Source organism: Xanthobacter oligotrophicus, from assembly GCF_008364685.1.
GTDB lineage: Bacteria > Pseudomonadota > Alphaproteobacteria > Rhizobiales > Xanthobacteraceae > Xanthobacter > Xanthobacter oligotrophicus.
Window position 1 is genome coordinate 307,841 of sequence record NZ_VTTL01000001.1, and the last position, 19,785, is coordinate 327,625.

Below are 19,785 nucleotides of genomic sequence, written 5' to 3' on the forward strand. Positions count from 1 at the left end.
CAGCGACATGAAGCAACCCAAGAAGATCCAGGACCCGACCGAGGCGGCTCTGTCGGCTATCCAGGAAGCTCTGACGCTGGAGCTCGACAATGCCGAAGCCGGCGGCTCGGCCAAGGGACAGGAAAGGGGACCCGACCGGGGACCCGAGCCCACCTACCCCCAGGATCGCTCCGTTGGGGACCGCGGTCCCGGAGGCGAGCGCCTCCTGCCCTCCGTGCCGCCCCGCGACGGCCGGCCCATCAACCGCAGGCCCCGGCCGCCGGAAGGCGAAGCCGCCCGGCCCGATGCGCCCCGCCCCGAAGGTCGGCGCGACGGCCCGCAGCGCGCGCGCATCGACGCCGAGCGCCGCGCCGCCAACGACGACCGCCAGACCATCGGCCAGCTGCTGGGCCAGCTCCAGAAGCGCTCGGCCGCCACGCCCTATTACTGGGCGGCAGGCGCCTCGGCCCTGTGGATCATCGCCGGCATCGCCTTCGCCTTCGCCTATCACCGCGGCCTGATGGCCAGCTCCAGCGGCGTGGAGTCCCTGTTCGGCTCCCCGGCCCTGCTCGGTATCTTCGCCAGTATCCTGCTGCCGCCGCTGGCCTTCTTCGGCCTTGCGAGCGTGCTGCGCCGGTCTTTGGAACTGCAGGGCATCGCCCGCTCCATGACCGAGGTGGCCCTGCGCCTCGCCCAGCCAGAATCCATCGCCACCGAGACTGTGGTCACCGTGGGCCAGGCGGTGCGCCGCGAGGTGGCGGCCATGGGCGACGGCGTCGATCGCGCCATCTCCCGCGCCGGCGAGCTGGAAGCCATGGTGCGCGCGGAGGTGTCCATCCTCGAGCGTGCCTATGAGGAGAACGAGGCCCGCATCCGCTCCCTCATCGACGAGTTGCGGAACGAGCGCCACAACATCCAGATCGAGACCGAGCGCCTGCGCGAGGGCATCGTCAGCGCCGAGGCGGTGCTCTCCAACGAGGTGAAGGACGTGGCCTCGCGCATCCACGGCACCATGATGGAGGCCAGCGAGCAGGTCACCGAGATCCTGGGCCAGAAGGGCGAGCACATCACCGCCGCCCTCGCCCGCGTGGGCGACAGCATGATCGACGGCCTCACTGCCAAGGGCGGCGAACTGATCGACCGCCTCCAGCTCACCGGCTCCGACATCCGCCAGGACCTGTCGGAATCCGGCGACCTGCTGGTGCATACGCTGAAGTCCCGCACCGACGACCTCTCCACCAACCTCTTGTCCACCACGTCCGACGTGGCCCAGCTCATCGACCGGTGGGGCGAGGACATCACCGCCAACATCGACCGCCTCAAGCACGGAATCGGCGAGACGCTGGCCGACAACTCGAACCGCTTCGCCGACGACATCGACCAGCACGTGTCACAGGTGAACACTGCCCTGCGCGCCACCAGCGAAAGCGCGGTGCAGGATTTCTCCACCCGCGGCGGCGAGCTGATCAAGAAGTTCGAGGAGACCGGCGAGCGCGTGGCCCAGACCCTCTCCGTGCGCGGCACCGACCTGGCCGACCGCATCGAGACCACCGGCAACCGCATCTATGACGCCGTGGCCGTGCGCGGCGAGGACCTGCAGCAGCGCCTCGCCGAGACCGGCGAACGCATCACCTCGTCCCTCGACCGGTCCAGCACCCAGGTGGTGGCTGCCTTCGTCGACAAGGGCAACGAGATCAGCTCCTCGCTCAACATCGCCGGCTCGGACATGACCGAACGCCTGTCCCGCGTCGCCGGCGAGGTGACGCAGGCCATCGGCGCGCGCGGCTCCAAGGTCAACGAGGCCTTCCGCGAGACCGCCGACATGCTGGTCGCCACCATCGGGGTCAAGGGCGACGCCATCAAGGAGATGCTCACCGCCCGGCTCAAGGCGATCGAGGAGACCATCACCGTGGGTGGCGCCGACCTCGCCGAGCGCCTGCAGCACGACGGCTCTGCCATCGCCCGCACCATGCAGGAAGGCGTCCGCGCCTTCGACACCACCATGAAGGTGCACGCCCCCGAGCTGGTGGAGCAGATCGCCCACCGCGTCGCCGCGGTGAACGAGAACCTCAAGCACGCCACCTCCACCCTGGACGAGCGCCTGTCGGCCACCACCGACAATGTCGCCACCATCATGGACCAGCGCATCTCGCGCATCGAGCAGACCCTGGACCAGCGCTCCCAGAGCCTCACCGAGACCCTGGCCACCCGCACCGTCACCTTCGCCCGCACCATCGCCGAGGGCACCAAGTCCGCCACCGAATCCCTCGACAAGTCGGTGGAGACGCTGGAGAACTTCTTCGCCTCGCGGTCCAAGGCGCTGGGCGACGTGCTCACCGAGCGCGCCGAGGTGGTGAACCGCAACATCGGCACCCGGGCCTCGGAGATCGCCTCCGTGCTCGACGGCCGCGTCCACCGCATCGAGGAACTGGTACTCGGCCGCCTGGACGGGGTCGCCACCTCCCTCGAAGTGCGCGGCGGCGCCCTGGCCGACACCCTGGTCGGCCGCATCGAGACCGTCTCCGGCGCCCTGCGCGCCGAGGCGTCCGAGGTGGAGCGCTCGCTCTCGTCCCTGTCGCAGAACGTCAGCCGCACCCTCACCGAGCATTCGGAGAAGGTGGCCGACGCCCTTGGCACCCGCCTCACCGAGATCGCCCATCTCATCGACGACAAGAACGGCACGTTCCTGTCGGCGCTGGAGCGCACCAGCCAGCGTGCGGTGGCGGAAATCACCGCCACCAACACCTCGCTCAAGAGCGACGTGGGCTCCATCATCGAGCGCCTCGCCGAGGCCAACGCCACCTTCCATGGCGCCATGTCCACGGCAGTGAACAACCTCGACGCCTTCTCCGGCTCGTTCGCCCGCCAGGTGGAGGGCTTCGGCGCCACCGTGGACGGCATCAGCCAAAACGCCGATGCCACCGCCTACCGCTTCCAGGGCCAGGTCGACTCCCTGCGTGAGGTGTCCAACGGCGCCCTGGCGCAGATGGCATCCCTCGCGGAGCGGCTGGAGCAGAACCGCCAGCTCATGGACGAGGCCGCCCGCACCCTCGGCACGGCGCAGGACCAGGTGGACTCCACCCTCGCCGCCCGCCGCGGCGACATGGACCAGCTGTCCCAGTCCCTGGTGCAACGCATCGCCGACGTGGACGCCCGCGTCAGCGCCTTCCATTCCATGCTGGACCAGACCTTCAGCGCGGCGCAGGAGCGCGCCCGCCAGATCGCCAGCGTGGTTTCGGAAGCCACCTCCGGCTCCACCCAGGCGGTGGAGAACCAGCTCTCGCTGGTGCGCACCGCCGCCGACCAGGAACGCGAGCGCACCGCCGCCGCCCTGCGCGAGACCTATGCGTCTGCCCTCGCCGACGTGCAGACCCTGTTCGGCGAGACCGGCAACCGCTTCACCGAGGTGGCCGGCGACCTCAAGCGCGTGGCCGAGGACGTGCAGCAGGCCATCACCCTCGCCCGCGAGGAGATGAAGCGCGGCATCCTGGAACTGCCCGCCGAGACCGAGGCGAGCGCCGCCACCATGCGCCGCGCCGTGGCCGAGCAGATCAAGGCGCTGGCCGAGCTGAACGAGATCGTGGCCCGCCAGGGCCAGGCCCTCGACGTGGTAGAGACCTCCGCCCGCACCGCGACGCAGGATGCCGCCCGCGCCTCCGCCGTCCGCGAGGCGTCCCGCGAGACTTCCCGCAGCCGCTCCGAAGGCGGCCTGCTGCAGAGCGAGCTGCGCCGCTCGGCGCCGCCCGCCGCGCCCCGCCGCGCCGAGCCGGTGGAGCGCGCCCCGCGCCCTGCTCCGGTCCGCGAGAGCGTGTCCCGCGAGCCTCAGGGCGAAGAGCAGGAGGGCTGGCTCACCGAGTTGCTCGCCCGCGCCTCCGACAGCCTGAACGACGAGGACCGGCCCGCCGCCCGCGCGCCCCAGGCACCGGCCGCGAACACGGTCTCCCTCGACGGTCTTTCTGCGGACATCGCCCGCATGGTGGACCATCAGGCGGCCGGCGAAATGTGGGATCGCCATAACAAGGGCGAGAACCATGTGTTCTCGCGCCGCCTCTACACCGCCCAGGGCCAGCAGGCGTTCGATACCCTGAAGCGTCGCTACCGCGCCGACGGGGAGTTCCGCGAGACCGTGGACCGCTACGTGACCGAGTTCGAGCGCCTGCTCGAGCAGGTCTCCGGCGACGACCGAGGCAGCGCCCTCGCCAAGACCTATCTCACGTCCGATACGGGCAAGGTCTACACCATGCTCGCCCACGCCGCTGGCCGGCTCGACTGAAAATGATGCAGTGCAGCACGCCGAGGCTTCCCTCCGGCGTGCTGCACAGGTATCCATCGGTTCCCGGCCTCCCTGTGCGGGAGCCATCCCTCGGCTAGACACTGTTTCCGTCGGGTTGTGATGCAACCGGATCGGCAAGACTGTCTTTTCGCCCATAGAGAGCGCGGTCAGCCCGGGGGACATGAGCCCGAGCTGATCGCGCACCAGCGATCGGAGCCTGTGCCATGAAGACCTATATCTGCGCCGCCTACGCCGGCGGACAGGGCAAGACCACGCTCGCGCAAATGGTGTTTTCCGCGCTCAGGAAGCGCGACCTCTCGTACAAGCTGGTGGCCGCCGACTTCACCGACGGCACGGGCCATTCCAAGATCGGCAAGTTCTTCCCCTCCAAGGTGCTGGAGCTGGGCATCGGCTCGGCGCTGGGGTCCAGCAAGTCCGAGAACGACGCCAACGCCCCGCTGCGCTACTGGGACCGCTTCGGCGGCCTGCTGCTGACTGGCGGCGCGGTGCTGGACCTCGGCGCCAACGTGGTGCCGCAGCTGGTGCAGTGGGCCCATCACCGGCGCGTCACCCACATCATGCAGCAGCGCAACTCGCCGGAGATCGACCTCATCGTCATCACCAAGCCCGAGACGCACTCCATCGAGAACGTCTCCACCCTCATCGAGGACGTGGTGGTGGGCGGGGCGCTGCCGGTGGCCAACATCATTGTGGTGAAGAACGAGGTGGGCGGCTCCTTCGATGGGCAGAGCCTCGCCCGCATCGAGAAGGCGGCCGCCGGGCGCAGCCTCAGCTTTGTCAGCATCCCGCGCTGCACCTCGGAACTGTGGCCCCACCTGGAGCGCACCTTCACCCCGGTGGAAGAGGCGCTGGCCGCTACCGAAAACGACCTCTCCGAGAAGTTCGGCATCGAGATCTGGTCCGCCTATGCCGGCCTCATGGACCTGAAGACCTGGTCCGACGACGTTTACGCCCAGCTCGGCCGGGTCGGCATCTGACCCCCCGGCACCAGCCGCAGGCCTGAGGGTGCGCAACCTCATCACCGACGTGCCCGGCCTTCGGGTCGGCAATGCCACCGATCCGCACATCGGCACCGGCGTCACGGTGGTGCTCTGCGAGGCGCCGGCGGTGGCGGCAGTGGACGTGCGCGGCGGCGGACCGGGCACGCGGGAAACCGACCTGCTGGATCCCGCAGCCACGGTGGAGCGGGTGGATGCCATCACCCTCTCGGGCGGTTCGGCCTTCGGGCTCGATGCCGCCTCCGGCGTCATGGCCGGGCTTGCGGCACGGGGGCGGGGCTTTGCGGTGGGCACAGCGCGGGTGCCCATCGTGCCCGGAGCCATCCTGTTCGACCTGCTGAACGGCGGCGACAAGGGCTGGGAAGCCCACCCGCCCTACACCCAGCTCGGCCGCGATGCGCTGGAGGCGGCGGACCTCGACTTCACCCTCGGCTCGGTGGGCGCCGGCACCGGCTGCACCACCGCCACGGTGAAAGGCGGGCTCGGCTCGGCCTCCGCGATCGCGGCATCCGGCCATGTGGTTGGCGCCGTGGTGGCGGTGAATGCGGCGGGCAGTCCGCTGTTCGGCGACGGCCCGCAGTTCCGTGCTGCGCCCTATGAGAGGGACAGCGAATTCGGCGGTCTCGGCCTGCCCCAAACCTTGTCGCAGGCCCTGGCGGACGAGGTGACCCATCCGCACCTGAAGGGCGGCATCTCGCGCTTTTCCACCACCATCGCAGTGGTGGCCACCGACGCGACCCTCACCACGGTGCAGGCGCGCCGGCTTGCCATCATGGCGCAGAACGGGCTGTCGCTGTCGCTGTTTCCGGTGCACACGCCGCTGGACGGCGACGTGGTGTTCGCGCTCTCCACCGAGAAGCGCCCGCTGGAGGTGCCCCTGCCCGACCTCGCGCGGCTCGGCGCGCTGGCCTCGGTGGTGCTGGCGCGGGCGGTTGCGCGGGCAATTTTTGCCGCCACCCGCCTGCCCTTCCCCGATTGCCAGAAGACGTGGCACGATCATTTCGCTTCCAAGGACCAAACATGACCGCCCCTGCCCCCCGCCACATCCCCGCGCATGCCCCAAATGGCGCGCCCGGAGCCGAGCCGAAGCTGGCGCGCCTGGGCGGGCCGCTCGCGGTGCTGTTCTGGTGCTGCTGCGGCATCACCGCCCTGCCGTTGGCGGGCCTGTTCACGCTGATCGCGGAATTCGGCGTCGCGGGGGCGAAGTCCGCGCTGTTCGATTCCTTCGCCGGCCCCGGCCTGCAACAGCAGGTGCTGCGGTTCGGCCTGGTGCCGCAGGTCCTTTTGTTCGCCTGGGCTGCGTCGGTGGTGGTACTGACGGTGGCGAAGGCGCGCATCGCCCTCAGCCTTCTGCCGTGGATGTTGGTCGCGGTGGTGGCCGCCTCGGCCTACGGCCAGTTCGCCATCCGCGATGCCATCTCCCCCGACGGCGCGGACCTCGGCGCCTTCGCGGCGCTCATGCCAGGGCTGCTGGCCCAGGCGGTGGGAGCGGCCACCTTCTTCGGCTATTTCCGCGAGGGCCGGCGACCGCAGGCCTATTACATCAGGGGATAGGGCTCTAGGCGCCCCGCGGCCGCTGGGGCGGGACCTCCTCGTCCGGCTCCGGCCGCGCACGACGGCGCCGCGCGGGTTCCGCCGCCGCACGGGCGGCAAGGCCAGAAGCCCAGCCGGATGCGGCATGAAGCGCCGCCCGCGCCGCATGGCGCGAGGCCGAGGTCGCCGCAGCCATCCCCCGCCGGGGCAGCGCGGTGGGGGCCGCAAGCGCGGCTGGGGCCGGCTTGGGCGGAAGCGCCTGCGCGTCGTCCACATGCTGGTCCGTGAGCAGGTCCGGCACCGGAACCGCATCCACCGGCGTGCGCGCGATGGATGCCGCGATCTTGTCCATATGCAGCCGTGCCGCCAGCCGCACATGCCAATAGCCGGCAAAGCGCGCCACCCGGCCGGCCCAGCCGGACAACGGCGTGGCGGCGAAAGGCTGGAGCAAGGCGATGCGGTCGTCCTTCTCGGCGATGGCGCCGGAGATGAGGCGGCCGGCGAGGAAGCCGTGGCTCAGCGCATCGCCGGCGGAAGCGAGCGCATACCACACGCCCCGCTCCCCCTCGTGCACCAGCGGCATGCCGGCCGGCTCCGGCAGCATTCGGCCGGAAGCTGCATCCGAAAGGCTCGGCCCGACCGGATAGAGTTCGGCGGCATGGCGGCGCAGCACCCGGGCCGCCCCCACCCGCGTCATCACCCGTGTGGCGGTGGCGGCGGCGAGGGTCAGGCGGCCGGCATCGAAATGATAGCGCAGGCCAGTGAGCCCGGTTTCCTCGACCATGCCCGCATAAGGCACCTCGACCGCGGGCAGGCGGAAGCCGCCGTAGACCCATGGCGCGCGCGGCAGCACCGCCACCTTCGGGCCGAGCCGGGCGAAGGCCTCCGGCCCGGTGATCACCACCTGGAAGGCTCGAACCCGCCAGCGCGCGGCCGTCAGATATTTCCGCAAGCCCTTGAGGTCGGCCGCGAGCGGCCCCTCCACCGGCAGCGCGCGCACACCCGCCGCCAGGACCTCGGCCTCCAACGCCACCTTCAGGGTCGCGGGAGAAACACGCTCGGCCGGGACCACGCCGAGGCCGGCGGTGAAGGTGGAGGTGCCGAGCAGCGCCGCGAGATCCTGCGCGCCCACCAGCACGGTGGTGTCGGGCGCGAGCTCCTGCCTCAGCTCATGTTCGCGAAACAGGGCCTCGGCCGCATGGGGGCGAGCCACCGACAGCCGCCCGCGCGGCCCTACCGCGACACCAGCCTTGTGGGCGAAGGCCAGCGCCCGCTCGCTCGCCTGGGTGGAAAGGATGAGCAGTTCCTGCGCATCGTGCTGCCCCACGCGATCCACCAGCGCGGACGTGGGCATGGCGAAGCCGGGGCTCAGAACACCGTCGAGGGGCAGCGGCCGCACCCCGGTGAAGGTGAGCAGGATGACCTCCCGCCCCCGCCGCGCCAGATCGATGGCAATGGCCAGCCCCGCCACGTCGTCCCCGACGACGCAGATATCGCAATCATAGGTGCGCTTCAGCGCCGCGTCCGACCGCTCCCGGTCGGTAACATCCTGCGCCGCCGCGCGGGACGAGGCCGTATCGATCATGAAGACTGTCCGCCAGACACCGGCCCATGCTGATGCCTTCCGCTTGAGAAACCGTTTATTTGCGGCGCTCTCGTGACATTTCGCGCGGGTGCCCGGCGCCGGTATCGGGCGGGGCGTGACGCTGCGGCGCGGGCATTCTGGTTGCACTGCACACAGTCTCTCAGTCATAAGAAGCGGCATTTCATTGATTGGTTCGGAAGCTCATGCGCCGTCTGATTTTGCTGCGCCACGCCAAGTCCGACTGGCCGGACGGCATCGTCGACCCCGAGCGCCCGCTGGCTCCGCGGGGTCGCACGGCGGCGCCGCGCATCGGCGCCTATATCGCCCATGAGCAATTGGTGGCCGATCGCGTGCTGGTCTCCCCGGCGCGCCGCACCCGCGAGACGTGGGATCTGGTGGCCGCCCAGCTGCCGCCGGTGAAGGTGGTGGCAAGCGAGCCACGCGTCTATGACGCCTCCGCGGCGCGGCTCCTGTCCGTGGTGCGCGAGCAGCCCAAGGACGCCCACAGCCTCATGCTGGTGGGCCACAATCCGGGCCTCAGCGACCTTGCCACGCTGCTTGTATCGACGGGGGCGGCATCCCATCTGTGGAAGATGGCCGAGAAATTCCCCACCGGCGCCCTCGCCGTCATCGATCTTCCCGTGGACGACTGGTGCGAGGTGACGCCCGGCACCGCGCGGCTCGACCGCTTCGTTACCCCGCGCGAGCTCACCGGAACCGACTGAGTATGGCGCGCGTCACCGACGCCATGAACGGGGCGCGGACTGCGCTCAGGTCCTTGGGCCACCGCGTGGAAGGCCTTGCCCAGCCGGCCATGAATCTCAGCGTCACCGACGCCATGGACGAGGCGCGGATCGCCCTGCGGACCCTGGCCGACCGGGTGGAGGGCATCGCCCATCCCACCCTGCGCCTCGGCGTCACCGGCCTGTCGCGGGCGGGCAAGACCATCTTCACCACCGCGCTCATCCATGCGCTGACCCGTGGCGGGCGGCTGCCGGTGTTCGAGGCGCTCCAGTCCGGCCGCATCGCCCGTGCCGAGCTGCAGCCGCAGCCGGACGACGCGGTGCCGCGCTTCGCCTATGAGGACCATCTGAAGACGCTGGCGGAGGCGCGCCAATGGCCGTCCTCCACCACGCGCGTCAGCGAGCTGCGGCTGTCCATCCGCTACGCCACGGCGCGCGGCAGCTTGCGCACCCTCACCCTGGATCTGGTGGACTATCCCGGCGAGTGGCTGCTGGACCTGCCCCTGCTCGACATGAGCTATGCCGATTTCGCGCGCCAGAGCCTCGCCCTGGCCCGCGCGCCGGGCCGTTCGGATGTGGCGGCGCCTTATCTCGCCGCCATCGCGGCCGCGCCGGCGTACGGGCCGCAGGATGAGACGAAGGCGCGCGAGGTGGCGGCGCTGTTCACCCAATATCTCTCGGCCTGCCGAAGCGAAAAGCTGGCCATGAGCCTTCTGCCGCCCGGCCGCTTCCTCATGCCCGGCGACCTCGAAGGCTCGCCTGCGCTGACCTTCGCCCCCCTGGACGTGGATGAGAAGGCGCTGAAGTCCGGAAGCCTCGGGGCCATGATGGAACGGCGCTTCGAGGCCTACAAGAACGCCGTGGTGCGTCCCTTCTTCCGCACCCATTTCGCCCGGCTCGACCGGCAGATCGTTCTGGTGGACACCCTGGCCGCGCTCAATGCCGGGCCGGCGGCGCTGGCGGACCTGGAACGGGCGCTCGACGGCATCCTCGCCGCCTTCCGCACCGGGCGGAACAGCCTGGTGAGCACCCTGTTCCGGCCGCGCATCGAGAAGGTGCTGTTCGCCGCCACCAAGGCCGACCACCTGCACCAATCCAGCCACGACCGGCTGGAGGCGATCCTGGCCCGCCTCGTGGAGCGCGCGAGGACCCGAGCGCACGACCACGGTGCGGCGCTGGACGTGGTGGCGCTGGCCGCCATCCGCGCCACCCGCGAGGCGCGGGTGCGGCGCGACGGGCATGAACTCGATGCCATCGTCGGCACGCCGGAGGCCGGTCAGGAGGCGGGCGGCCACCGCTTCGACGGCATGGAGGAGATGGCGGTTTTCCCCGGCGACCTGCCGGCGGATCCCAATGCGCTGTTCGATCCCTCGGGAGCCGGATTTCGCGGGCTCGCCACGGCGGTGGAGGGGGACGCGGACTTCCGCTTCCTGCGCTTCCGTCCCCCGGCGGGGATCGGCGACGGTTCGATTCCCCACATCCGCCTCGACCGGGCGCTGCACTTCCTGCTGGACGACCGGCTGGCGTAAGGGCCGACGACTGCGCGAGACGCCTTAGGCTATATGAGGGGCGGGCTCAGAACTTCGCCGAGGCCCAGCGCACCATCTGCACCAGCACCTGCTCCTGCGCTGAATCCAGCGCCGCGGTTGCCACCGGGCCGGCGGTGGAGGAGGCCGGCACCGCCGCCTTGAACACCTGCGCCGCGAGGATGCGCCCGCTCTGGGTGCCGATGAGCTTGGCCGACAGCTCCACCACCGCCACCGGCCCCTGGTCGGTGATGCGCAGGGCGAAGGTGCGGATGTCGATGACCAGCTGGTAGTCCGCATTCACCCCGTCGCCGGGACGGGCAACACGGCGCAGCTTGCTGGCATTCTCGAAGGCCTGGATGGTGCGCGCCTGAAGCAGTGCCGGGAGCGTGTCGCTCCACTGGGCGTCGGAGAGATAGGCCACCTGGCCCGGCCCCGGTTCCACCATCACCTTGTCGGTGTTGAGCACCGCGAGCGCCGTGGGCGCCACCACCACCATCTGCCCGTTGCCGCTGCCACCCGCCGTGAAGCCGCTGGGGGCGGAGAGGTTGTAGGTGGGGGTCGGCGTGGAGCCGCATCCCGCCAGCGCGAGGGTGAGGAGCGCGCCCGAAAGGAGGGCGGCGAGCCGGGGCACGGCGTGGGCGAGGGACGCGAGACGGCGAGCGAGACGGCTCCTGCGAACGAAAGTCATGGTCGGCTCATCGCCCGTATTTCGGAATGGAATTGCCGCCGCCGAAGATGAACTGCTGCGGGTTGCGCTCGATGTTTCGGAGCACGCGGTCGATCTCGTTGAGGGTGCGGCGGCCATCGGTGGCCAAAGCTTCGTACTGCTTGAGGCCCGGCCCGGTGAAACGGCTGACCTGCTCGGTGAGCAGCGCCGTGCGCTGGTCCAGATTGTCCGCGAGCCTGCGCACCGAGGTGGCGGCGTCGGTGGCCTGCACCAACAGACCGTCCTTGTCCTCAGTGGCCTTCTGCAGGTTCACCACCACCCGGTCGACCTTCTCGGCCACGCCGTTGAGCTGCTTGACCAGCGCATTCGACTGCTCGATCAGGCTCGCCACGTCCTCGGATTTCGACGCCACGGCCTTCGAGAAGGTGTCGATGCTGGCGATGATGTTCTTGATGTCCTGCGGATTGATGGCGTCCAGCACCACCTCGATCTTGCGGGCCACGCCCTGCGCCGAATTGATGAGGCCAGCCATGCCCGCGCCGCCGTCCGCGGTGATGCGCGGAATGCCGTTCGGCCCGAGCGGGAGGGGCGGGGCGCCGGGATGGCCGCCACGGAGGGAGACCACCACGATGCCCGTCAGCCCCTGGGATTCGAGGCCCGCCTTCGCATCCGACAGCACCGGAACGTCGTTGTTGATGGCAACCCGCGCCAGCACCTGCCCCGGCTGCCCGGGCACGAGCGCGAGGCCGGAGACCTGGCCCACGGGGATACCGTTGAAGAGCACGTTGTTGCCCTGGCGCAGGCCCGCCACCGAACCGTCGAAAAGGATCTCGTAGGCCTTGCGCGCGGTGGAATCCTGCGGTCCGGCGAACCAGTACACAAAGCCGAACGCCGCGGCGAGGACCGCGAGCGTGAAGGCTCCGATAATGGTGTAGTTGGCCCGTGTTTCCATACCTGATCCCGGCTCCGTTCCGACCTTACCCCCGCCGTCCGGTCCGCCCCTTCATCCTTGTGTCATCGGCGCGCAGACTGCACCGCCCGAGCCCGCGTGCCATGGAAATAGGCCCGCAGCCATGGGTGTTGTTGCGCCATCATGTCCTCGATGGTGCCCTGCGCGATCACCTTGCCATCCGCCAGCGCGGCGATGCGATCGCACACGGTATGCAGACTGTCGAGATCGTGGGTTACCATGAAAACCGTAAGCCCCAAAGTCTGTTGCAACGTACGGATAAGCTCGTCGAACTCGCCGGCGCCGATGGGATCGAGGCCGGAGGTGGGCTCATCCAGGAACAGGATTTCCGGGTCGAGGGCCAGCGAGCGGGCGAGCGCGGCGCGCTTGATCATACCGCCGGACAGCTCCGACGGCAGCTTCTCCGCCACGTCGTACTTCAGGCCCACCATCTCGATCTTGGTATAGGCGATCTCGTCCAGCAGGCGCTGGGACAGGTGCAGATTCTCCCGCAGCGGAAACTGGATGTTCTGCTTCACCGTGAGCGAGGAGAACAGCGCGCCCTGCTGGAACAAAACGCCCCAGCGCCGCTCCAGCGCCGAGCGCTCGCGCTCGGATAGGTCGTCCAGATTCTGGCCGAACACCTCCACCGTCCCCGACTGCTTGGGCACGAGGCCGAGGATGGTGCGCGTGAGCACCGACTTGCCCCCGCCCGAGGTGCCGACGAACCCTAAGATCTCGCCGCGATACACGTCGAGGTCGAGATGGTTGAGAATCACGCGATCGCCGAAGCCCACCACGATGTCGTGGACGCTGATGATCGCTTCCCGGTGGTTGGTCGCCTCGGCGGTGGTGGAGGTTCGCGCGTCCATGCCGCCTCACATGTCGATCGCGGCGAAGAACATGGCGAAGACGCCGTCCATCACGATGACGAGGAAGATGGCCTTCACCACCGATGCGGTCGTGTGAGCCCCCAGCGATTCTGCGCTGCCCCCTACCCGCAGGCCTTCCAGGCACGCGACGATGCCGATGGTCGCGGCCATGAACGGGGCCTTGATCATGCCGACGTTGAACTGGTCCATGTCGATGGCGCCCTTGAGGCGGTCCAGGAACACGTCGGGCGTGATGCCGCCATAGCCCCAGGAGACCAGCCCGGCCCCGAGCAGGGACGACATGGAGCCGATGAAGGTGAGCAGCGGCAGGGCGATGATGAGCGCCAGAAGGCGCGGCACCACCAGCACCTCCACCGGGTCGAAGCCCATGACGCGCAGGGCGTCGATCTCCTCGCGCATGCGCATGGAGCCCAGCTCGGCGGTGTAGGCGCTGCCCGAGCGGCCGGCGATCATGATGGCGACGATGAGCACGCCCAGCTCGCGCAGCACCAGCACGCCGACCATGTCCACCACATAGATGTCGGCACCGAAGCGGCGGAAATTGAAGATGCCCTGCTGGGCCAGGATGCAGCCGATGAGGAAGGTGATCAGGATGATGATCGGCACCGCCCGCAGGCCGACCCGGTCCATCTGGTTCACCATGGCGGTGAAGCGGAAGCTGCGCGGGCGCAGCAGTACCCGCCCCATGGCGGCCACCGAGGCGCCGACGAAATTCAGCAGCGCCGCGGCATCGGCGGCGACATTCACCGTCTCGTGGCCGAACCGCTCCAGGATCGCCTCGTGCCGGCGGGCCGGCGGAGGCGGCTCCTGCCCCATGCGGCCCATTTCCTCGATGAGCACCTTGTAGCGGGGCGCCAGCCCCTTCACCTGCGGCTCGACGCCGGTGCCCTTCCAGGACCGCTTCAGCCGCTCGAACAGGAGGGCGCCGAAGGTGTCCATGCGCTCGACGGCGGAAAGGTCGATCTCGATACCCTTGGGATGGGCATAGGTGCGGGCGGTGTCGTCCACCGCCTGTTCCAGCTCGTCGGCATATTCGGATGTCCATGCGCCGCGCCCGGCCACTGTGAGGCGGTCGTCCTGGCTATGCACGGAAATCAGGGAGGCGTGGGGCAACGCTTGGTCTCCATGGGGGCGCCGCGAAACGGCACGGCGCCGGCCTGTCCTTCTCGCCGGATGCACCGGGCGATCCGGCCCGGTCTGACCGAGCCGATGCCCCAACCTCCGACCGCCTGTCGCCCCGCATATGGGTGAAGCGCGTCCAGACGAACACGCAATCGCCCACTTACTCTTTCAGTTCCGCCCGCTGCGATGCGACACGCAGCCGGCCCTGCGCCCGTGGAGGCACATTCCAGCGACCACACGAACGATAGGTTAGCCATACAGACAAGACGCCTTCGCGTCGAGATCACCAAGGACACACCCAGGCAGCATCCGCTCCAGCACCCGCGAAGCGATGGGCGGAATCGGATATTAAGCTTAATCCATGGCCCAACTCGCCCTCAGCATCGAGCGATTCCCCATCGCCGGCACCTTCACCATCGCCCGCGGCTCCAAAACGGAGGCGGTGGTGGTGGAAGCGCGTCTCACCCACAACGGCGCCACCGGACGCGGCGAATGCGTTCCTTATGCGCGCTATGGCGAGACCGTGGAGGGCGTCGCCGCCGCCATCGCCGCCCTCGGCCCGGACATCGCGGAGGGTCTCGATCGCGAGGCCCTGCAATACCGGCTGCCACCCGGTGCCGCCCGCAACGCCCTCGATTGCGCCTTCTGGGACCTCGAAGCCAAGCTTTCCGGCATGCGGGTGGAAGAGCGCGCCGGCCTTGCCGCGCTCCACCCCTTGACCACAGCATTCACCCTGAGCCTCGATACGCCCGAGGCCATGGCGCAGGCGGCCGCAGCCGCAACGGCGGCCGGTCGGCCGCTGCTCAAGCTCAAGCTGGGTGCCCCCGGCGACCGCGCCCGGCTACGGGCCATCCGCGCGGCGGCGCCTGAGGCCCGCCTTATCGTGGACGCCAACGAAGGCTGGGCTCCGGTGGATTTGCCGCTCTTGCTGGATGCCTGCGCCGCCGCCGGCGTCGAGCTGGTGGAGCAGCCCCTGCCCGCCTCAGACGACCGCATGCTGGCGCGCATCGAACGCCCGGTGCCGGTGTGCGCCGACGAGAGCGTCCACGACCGCGCCGGCCTTGCCGTCCTGCGCGAGCGCTATGACGCGGTGAACATCAAGCTCGACAAGGCCGGCGGCTTCACCGAGGCGCTGGCGCTGGCCGAGGCCGCCGAGGGGCTCGGCTTCGGCGTGATGGTGGGCTGCATGCTGGCCTCATCCCTCGCCATGGCCCCTGCCCTGCTGGTGGCGCAGCGGGCGCAGGTGGTGGACCTCGACGGCCCGCTCCTGCTCGCCCGCGACCGCACGCCGGGGCTGAGATACGAAGGCGCTCTGGTCTATCCGCCGGAACCGGAGCTGTGGGGCTGAAGCCGGACGGCGAGGAGCGCAGCCAGCGCTCCCGCCAGCCCGATGGCGCTGGAGACCAGGAAGGCCAGTGGCCCGAAGGCGGCCCACAGCGGGCCTGACGCCACATTTGCCGACGACATGAGGATGCTGCCGATCCAGGCGGCGGCGGTCTGGCCAGTGCCCGAGCGATGCTCGCTGACGCTGCGGCTCACCAGTTCCACCATGGCGAGGAAGGTGGCGGCGAAGGTCAAGGCGTGCAGCAGTTGCAGCAGAACCAGCACGGCCAGCGGCGGCTCGCTCGCCATGGCGGCGAAACGCACCACCGCCGTGATCCCGCCCACCGCAATGAGCGCATGGGGTCCGAAACGGACCACGAGGCGGGTGCCGAAGCGGAACAGGGCCATTTCCGCCGCCACCCCCACCGCCCACAGCACGCCGATGGCGGTGAACGAATAGCCCTGCGCCTTCCAACTCACGGAGGCGAAGGCGTAGAGCGTGGCATGGCTCGCCTGCACCAGCGCCGCCGCCACGATGCCGGACAGAACCCCGAGCCGAGCCCGCCGCCCGGTGACCGGCGCAGGCCGGGGCTCGGGACGCGGCAGCTCGGGCAGGGCGAGGGTGGCGAGCACATAGGCGAGCTGGCCCGCCAGCATCATTAGCACCACGGAGCCGGCGCCGAGCATGCCGATGAGAGCACCGCCCACGAGATTTGCGACGAGGAACGAGGCGGAGCCCCATTGCCGCGCCTTGCCATAGTCCGCAAGCCCCGCCCGCGCCTGCCGGGAGGCGTAGGAATCCAGCAGGGACAGGCTCGGCATCCAGGCCAGCGCCGTGAAGGCGAGGGTGACGAGGATGGCGAGGAAATCCACGGAAAGCGCCAGCATCCCCATGCCGCCCACGGTCGCCAGCGCCAGCGCGACCAGCAACGCCCTGGGCCGGCCGAGCCGATCGGAGAGCAGGCCCAGCAGCGGCATGGACACGAGGCGCACCAGCATGGGCACCGCCAGGGCCACGCCGATGGCCTCAGGCCCCAGCCCGCGATGCTGGAACCACAGGGGCAAATAGGGCAGCTGAATGCCCATGGCCAGGAAGAAGGCGGCATAGGCGCCGCCCAGGCGCAGCCCCAGCGCCGGAGGGGCCGGAGCCGGCCGGCCGTCAGCCCTGCCCGCCGGATTCACCACCACCGGACTCAGGCGGTGAGGCAGCGGATGAAGGTCTCGGGCTCCACATTGCCGCCGGAGAGCACAATGGCCACCGTGCCACCGGAGACGCCGAGGCGGCCTTCCAGCAGGCAGGCCAGCGCCACCGCGCCGCCGGGCTCCACCACCAGCTTCAGCTCCAGGAAGGCGAAGGCCACCGCCCGCGCCACCTCGGCATCCGTGACGGACGCGCCCTCGCCCACCAGCGGACGGGTGATCTCGAAGGTCAGCGCGCCGGGGGTCGGCGCCAGCAGCGCATCGCAGAACGAGCCCGAGGGCTCGGCATTGCGCTCGCGCACGCCGGAGCGGAACGAGCGGGCGTGGTCGTCGAAGCCGGCCGGCTCGCAGGCCACCACCCGCGCGCCGGGCGCCCGCGCCTTCACCGCCAGCGCGATGCCGGCGACGAGGCCGCCGCCGGAGACATTGGCCGCCACCAGGTCCGGGCCAAGGCCCAGCGCGGCGAGATCCTGCACGATCTCGAGGCCCACCGTGCCCTGCCCGGCGATGATGTGCGGATCGTCATAGGGCGGCACCAGGGTCGCGCCGCGATCCTGCGCGATGGCGCGGGCGATGGCGTCGCGATCCTCGGTGCGGCGGTCGTAGCCCACGACCTCGGCGCCGAGGGCCCGGGTGCGGTCGCGCTTCAGAGCCGGCGCGTCGTGGGGCATGACGATCACCGCCGGCATGCCCAGCAGCTTGGCGGACGCGGCAACCCCTTGCGCATGATTGCCCGACGAGCAGGCGACCACGCCCGCGGGCCGGTCCGCCTCGGGGATCTGCACCATGCGGTTGTAGGCGCCACGGAACTTGAAGGAGCCGGTGCGCTGGAGCGTCTCCGGCTTCAGGAACACGCGCGCGCCGGTGCGCTCGCTGAGAACGGGGGAAAAGACGAGGGGCGTGCGCACGGCGACACCGGCGATCCGGCGGGCGGCGGCCTCTACGTCAGCGACGGAGGGAATCGGGGTGGGACTGGGGATGGTTGGGGCGCTCATGCGCCGGACGCTATCCGACGCCGGCGGCGAAGGCGATAGCGGCGCGCGATGGGACCTATGTCGTGGGCGATGAGCACGTTGTCGATGAACTGCCGCGCGCTCTCGCGCCACGTATAGCGCAGCGCGAAGCGCCGCGCCGCCGCCGGCGACAGCTCCAGCGCCTTCAGGCAGGCGGTGCGCAGGTCGGTGTCGAGGACGCCCACCGGCTCGGTGGCGTCCGCCAGCACGTCGGTGGGGCCGGTGACGGGATAGGCGGCCACCGGCAGGCCGCTCGCCAGCGCCTCGAGCAGCACGATGCCGAAGGTGTCGGTGCGCGAGGGGAAGCAGAACACGTCGCAGGCGGCATAGACCTGCGCCAGGTCCTCGCCCTCCTTCGACCCGAGGAAATGGGCGTCGGGGAAGCGCTCCTTCAGGCTGGCCTGCGCCGGGCCGCTGCCCACCACCACCTTGGAGCCGGGCAGGTCCAGCTCCAGGAACGCCTCGATGTTCTTCTCCACCGCCACCCGGCCGACGAAGAGATAGACCGGGCGCGGCAGGTTCAGCGTCGCCTCGGGGCGGGGGCGGAACAGCTCCGCATCCACCCCGCGCGACCAGCGCATCAGCCGCTTGAAGCCCCGCGCCTCAAGGTCGCGCTCCAGCGTCGCGGTGGAGACCATGACGCCGCCGCCCGCATTGTGGAACGAGCGCAGCCAGGCATAGGTCAGCCGCTCCGGCACGGGGGCGCGGGCGGAGAGATATTCGGGGAATTTGGTGTGATAGGAGGTGGTGAAGGTCCGCCGCGTGGCGATGCAGGCCCGCCGCACCAGGATGCCGATGGGACCTTCCGTTGCGATATGCACGAAATCCGGCTGCATGGCCTCGATCCGCCGCATGATCATGCGCGGGGTGGCCAGCGCCAGGCGGATCTCGTTGTAGCTGGGCATGGGAATGGACCTGAACCCCTGCGGGCTCAGGAATTCCAGTTCTGCACCGAGGGCGGCCGCTTCTTGCGCGGTGTACTCCAGGGAGCGCACCACACCGTTGATCTGTGGATGCCACGCATCGGTGGCCACAAGAACCCGCATCAAGCCGCCGCGCGCGCCCCCTCGACCATGTCCTGCTGCTCCACCGGGGCCTTCTGGAGGTTCCGCGTCCAGCAGATGATCTCCAGGTGGCCGTCGTCATATTCGGCGATGGCGGTGCAGCTTTCCACCCAGTCGCCGCAATTCACATAGCTCACGCCGAACTGCTCGTGAATGACCGCGTGATGGATATGGCCGCAGATGACGCCGTCCACCCCGTTGCGCTTGGCCTCGTCGGCTACCGCTTCCTCGAACTTGCCGATGTAGTTGACCGCGTTCTTCACCTTGAGCTTCGCCCACTGGCTCAGCGACCAGTAGGTGAGGCCGAGCCGGCGACGCACCCGGTTCACATGGGTGTTGATGGTCAGCGCGGCGGAATAGGCCCAGTCGCCGAGGAAGGCGAGCCACCTGGCGTGCCGCACCACCACGTCGAACACGTCGCCGTGGATGACGAGGTAGCGCTTGCCGTCCGCCGCCTCGTGGATGGCGGTTTCCACCACCTCGATGCCACCGAAATGGGTGCCGTAATAATCGCGCAGGAATTCATCGTGGTTGCCGGGCAGATAGACCATGCGCGTGCCCTTGCGGCCCTTGCGCAGCAGCTTCTGCACCACGTCGTTGTGCTTCTGCGGCCAGTACCAGGAGGACTTCAGCCGCCAGCCGTCCACGATATCGCCCACCAGATAGATGGTGTCGGCGTCGTGGTACTTGAGGAAGTCGATGAGGAGGTCCGCCTGGCAGCCCTTGGTGCCCAGATGGACGTCGGAAATAAAAAGGGCGCGAAAGCGGCGCGCTTGGGGACTGTCGCTCACTTGGGGACTGTCGCTCACGCAATCACCTCCCGCCTTGACCTGCCGTTAGGGAATTTCCCTCACCGGACAGGCGACTTGCGACGGCCTTTCGACGTCGAAGTC

At 69.7% G+C, this 19,785-nt stretch carries 16 protein-coding genes; 7 read left to right on the forward strand and 9 right to left on the reverse strand.

Annotation, left to right across the window (positions count from 1 at the left end; genetic code table 11):
* Window positions 1–7: 7 nt before the first annotated feature.
* The 4 genes from FZ033_RS01350 (at window position 8) to FZ033_RS01365 (ending at window position 6,825) form a co-directional block, all read left to right on the forward strand.
* The gene (locus FZ033_RS01350; RefSeq protein ID WP_149574380.1) at window positions 8–4,252 is read left to right on the forward strand and encodes an apolipoprotein A-IV repeat region-like domain-containing protein; all 4,245 of its coding nucleotides are present in this window, start codon (window positions 8–10) and stop codon (window positions 4,250–4,252) included.
* A 224-nt stretch (window positions 4,253–4,476) separates the two neighbouring features.
* The gene (locus FZ033_RS01355) at window positions 4,477–5,250 is read left to right on the forward strand and encodes a hypothetical protein (protein WP_149574381.1); all 774 of its coding nucleotides are present in this window, start codon (window positions 4,477–4,479) and stop codon (window positions 5,248–5,250) included.
* Between the two features lie 28 nt (window positions 5,251–5,278).
* Window positions 5,279–6,295, forward strand: coding sequence for a P1 family peptidase (locus tag FZ033_RS01360; RefSeq protein WP_149574382.1), 1,017 nt, complete (start codon window positions 5,279–5,281; stop codon window positions 6,293–6,295).
* The gene (locus FZ033_RS01365; RefSeq protein WP_149574383.1) at window positions 6,292–6,825 is read left to right on the forward strand and encodes a hypothetical protein; all 534 of its coding nucleotides are present in this window, start codon (window positions 6,292–6,294) and stop codon (window positions 6,823–6,825) included. The genes FZ033_RS01360 and FZ033_RS01365 overlap by 4 nt, the downstream gene beginning before the upstream one ends.
* 4 nt (window positions 6,826–6,829) lie before the next feature.
* On the opposite strand, the gene FZ033_RS01370 is transcribed toward FZ033_RS01365, so the two are convergent.
* The gene (locus tag FZ033_RS01370) at window positions 6,830–8,389 is read right to left on the reverse strand and encodes an FAD-binding oxidoreductase/lyase (protein ID WP_149574384.1); all 1,560 of its coding nucleotides are present in this window, start codon (window positions 8,387–8,389) and stop codon (window positions 6,830–6,832) included.
* Between the two features lie 203 nt (window positions 8,390–8,592).
* On the opposite strand from FZ033_RS01370, the gene FZ033_RS01375 reads away from it, so the two are divergent.
* Window positions 8,593–9,114 carry a SixA phosphatase family protein gene (locus FZ033_RS01375; RefSeq protein ID WP_149574385.1) on the forward strand — a complete coding sequence of 174 codons (522 nt, stop codon included), beginning with the start codon at window positions 8,593–8,595 and terminating at the stop codon, window positions 9,112–9,114.
* Window positions 9,115–9,203: 89 nt separating this feature from the next.
* Entirely contained in the window at window positions 9,204–10,661 is a 1,458-nt protein-coding gene (locus FZ033_RS01380) for a YcjX family GTP-binding protein (protein ID WP_149574655.1), read from the forward strand.
* Window positions 10,662–10,707: 46 nt separating this feature from the next.
* Here the strand turns inward: FZ033_RS01380 and FZ033_RS01385 are convergent, their stop codons facing one another.
* The 4 genes from FZ033_RS01385 to FZ033_RS01400 form a co-directional block, all read right to left on the reverse strand.
* Window positions 10,708–11,349 carry an ABC-type transport auxiliary lipoprotein family protein gene (locus FZ033_RS01385; protein ID WP_149574386.1) on the reverse strand — a complete coding sequence of 214 codons (642 nt, stop codon included), beginning with the start codon at window positions 11,347–11,349 and terminating at the stop codon, window positions 10,708–10,710.
* A gap of 7 nt (window positions 11,350–11,356) precedes the next feature.
* Window positions 11,357–12,280: an MlaD family protein gene (locus FZ033_RS01390; protein WP_149574387.1), complete on the reverse strand. Its 924-nt coding sequence runs from the start codon at window positions 12,278–12,280 to the stop codon at window positions 11,357–11,359.
* Between the two features lie 62 nt (window positions 12,281–12,342).
* Window positions 12,343–13,149: an ABC transporter ATP-binding protein gene (locus FZ033_RS01395; protein ID WP_149574388.1), complete on the reverse strand. Its 807-nt coding sequence runs from the start codon at window positions 13,147–13,149 to the stop codon at window positions 12,343–12,345.
* A gap of 6 nt (window positions 13,150–13,155) precedes the next feature.
* A complete protein-coding gene (locus FZ033_RS01400) occupies window positions 13,156–14,283 on the reverse strand; it encodes an MlaE family lipid ABC transporter permease subunit (RefSeq protein ID WP_149574389.1) in 1,128 nt (375 codons plus the stop codon).
* A gap of 370 nt (window positions 14,284–14,653) precedes the next feature.
* On the opposite strand from FZ033_RS01400, the gene dgcA reads away from it, so the two are divergent.
* Window positions 14,654–15,640 carry an N-acetyl-D-Glu racemase DgcA gene (gene dgcA / locus FZ033_RS01405; protein ID WP_149574390.1) on the forward strand — a complete coding sequence of 329 codons (987 nt, stop codon included), beginning with the start codon at window positions 14,654–14,656 and terminating at the stop codon, window positions 15,638–15,640.
* On the opposite strand, the gene FZ033_RS01410 is transcribed toward dgcA, so the two are convergent.
* From FZ033_RS01410 to FZ033_RS01425, 4 genes are read right to left on the reverse strand one after another with little or no spacing between them, the layout of a single operon-like run.
* Window positions 15,610–16,800 (reverse strand): MFS transporter, encoded by a 1,191-nt coding sequence (locus FZ033_RS01410; RefSeq protein ID WP_232847286.1) that lies wholly within the window; start codon window positions 16,798–16,800, stop codon window positions 15,610–15,612. The genes dgcA and FZ033_RS01410 overlap by 31 nt on opposite strands.
* Before the next feature lie 8 nt (window positions 16,801–16,808).
* On the reverse strand, window positions 16,809–17,810 hold the full coding sequence (locus tag FZ033_RS01415) for a threonine ammonia-lyase (protein ID WP_149574391.1): 1,002 nt from the start codon (window positions 17,808–17,810) through the stop codon (window positions 16,809–16,811).
* Window positions 17,807–18,874: a glycosyltransferase family 4 protein gene (locus FZ033_RS01420; RefSeq protein WP_149574392.1), complete on the reverse strand. Its 1,068-nt coding sequence runs from the start codon at window positions 18,872–18,874 to the stop codon at window positions 17,807–17,809. Before FZ033_RS01420 ends, FZ033_RS01415 begins: the two co-directional genes overlap by 4 nt.
* Window positions 18,874–19,683 carry a UDP-2,3-diacylglucosamine diphosphatase gene (locus FZ033_RS01425; RefSeq protein WP_188079267.1) on the reverse strand — a complete coding sequence of 270 codons (810 nt, stop codon included), beginning with the start codon at window positions 19,681–19,683 and terminating at the stop codon, window positions 18,874–18,876. The genes FZ033_RS01420 and FZ033_RS01425 overlap by 1 nt, the downstream gene beginning before the upstream one ends.
* Window positions 19,684–19,785 lie beyond the last annotated feature (102 nt).

What these genes read in the sequence shown, in the direction of transcription:
- FZ033_RS01390 (WP_149574387.1), bottom strand. Translation starts at nt 12,280, where the DNA reads ATGGAAACACGGGCCAACTACACCATTATCGGAGCCTTCACGCTCGCG.
- FZ033_RS01380 (WP_149574655.1), top strand. Translation starts at nt 9,204, where the DNA reads ATGAATCTCAGCGTCACCGACGCCATGGACGAGGCGCGGATCGCCCTG.
- FZ033_RS01355 (WP_149574381.1), top strand. Translation starts at nt 4,477, where the DNA reads ATGAAGACCTATATCTGCGCCGCCTACGCCGGCGGACAGGGCAAGACC.
- FZ033_RS01365 (WP_149574383.1), top strand. Translation starts at nt 6,292, where the DNA reads ATGACCGCCCCTGCCCCCCGCCACATCCCCGCGCATGCCCCAAATGGC.
- FZ033_RS01415 (WP_149574391.1), bottom strand. Translation starts at nt 17,810, where the DNA reads ATGAGCGCCCCAACCATCCCCAGTCCCACCCCGATTCCCTCCGTCGCT.
- FZ033_RS01375 (WP_149574385.1), top strand. Translation starts at nt 8,593, where the DNA reads ATGCGCCGTCTGATTTTGCTGCGCCACGCCAAGTCCGACTGGCCGGAC.
- dgcA (WP_149574390.1), top strand. Translation starts at nt 14,654, where the DNA reads ATGGCCCAACTCGCCCTCAGCATCGAGCGATTCCCCATCGCCGGCACC.
- FZ033_RS01420 (WP_149574392.1), bottom strand. Translation starts at nt 18,874, where the DNA reads ATGCGGGTTCTTGTGGCCACCGATGCGTGGCATCCACAGATCAACGGT.
- FZ033_RS01350 (WP_149574380.1), top strand. Translation starts at nt 8, where the DNA reads ATGAAGCAACCCAAGAAGATCCAGGACCCGACCGAGGCGGCTCTGTCG.
- FZ033_RS01395 (WP_149574388.1), bottom strand. Translation starts at nt 13,149, where the DNA reads ATGGACGCGCGAACCTCCACCACCGCCGAGGCGACCAACCACCGGGAA.
- FZ033_RS01385 (WP_149574386.1), bottom strand. Translation starts at nt 11,349, where the DNA reads ATGACTTTCGTTCGCAGGAGCCGTCTCGCTCGCCGTCTCGCGTCCCTC.
- FZ033_RS01370 (WP_149574384.1), bottom strand. Translation starts at nt 8,389, where the DNA reads ATGATCGATACGGCCTCGTCCCGCGCGGCGGCGCAGGATGTTACCGAC.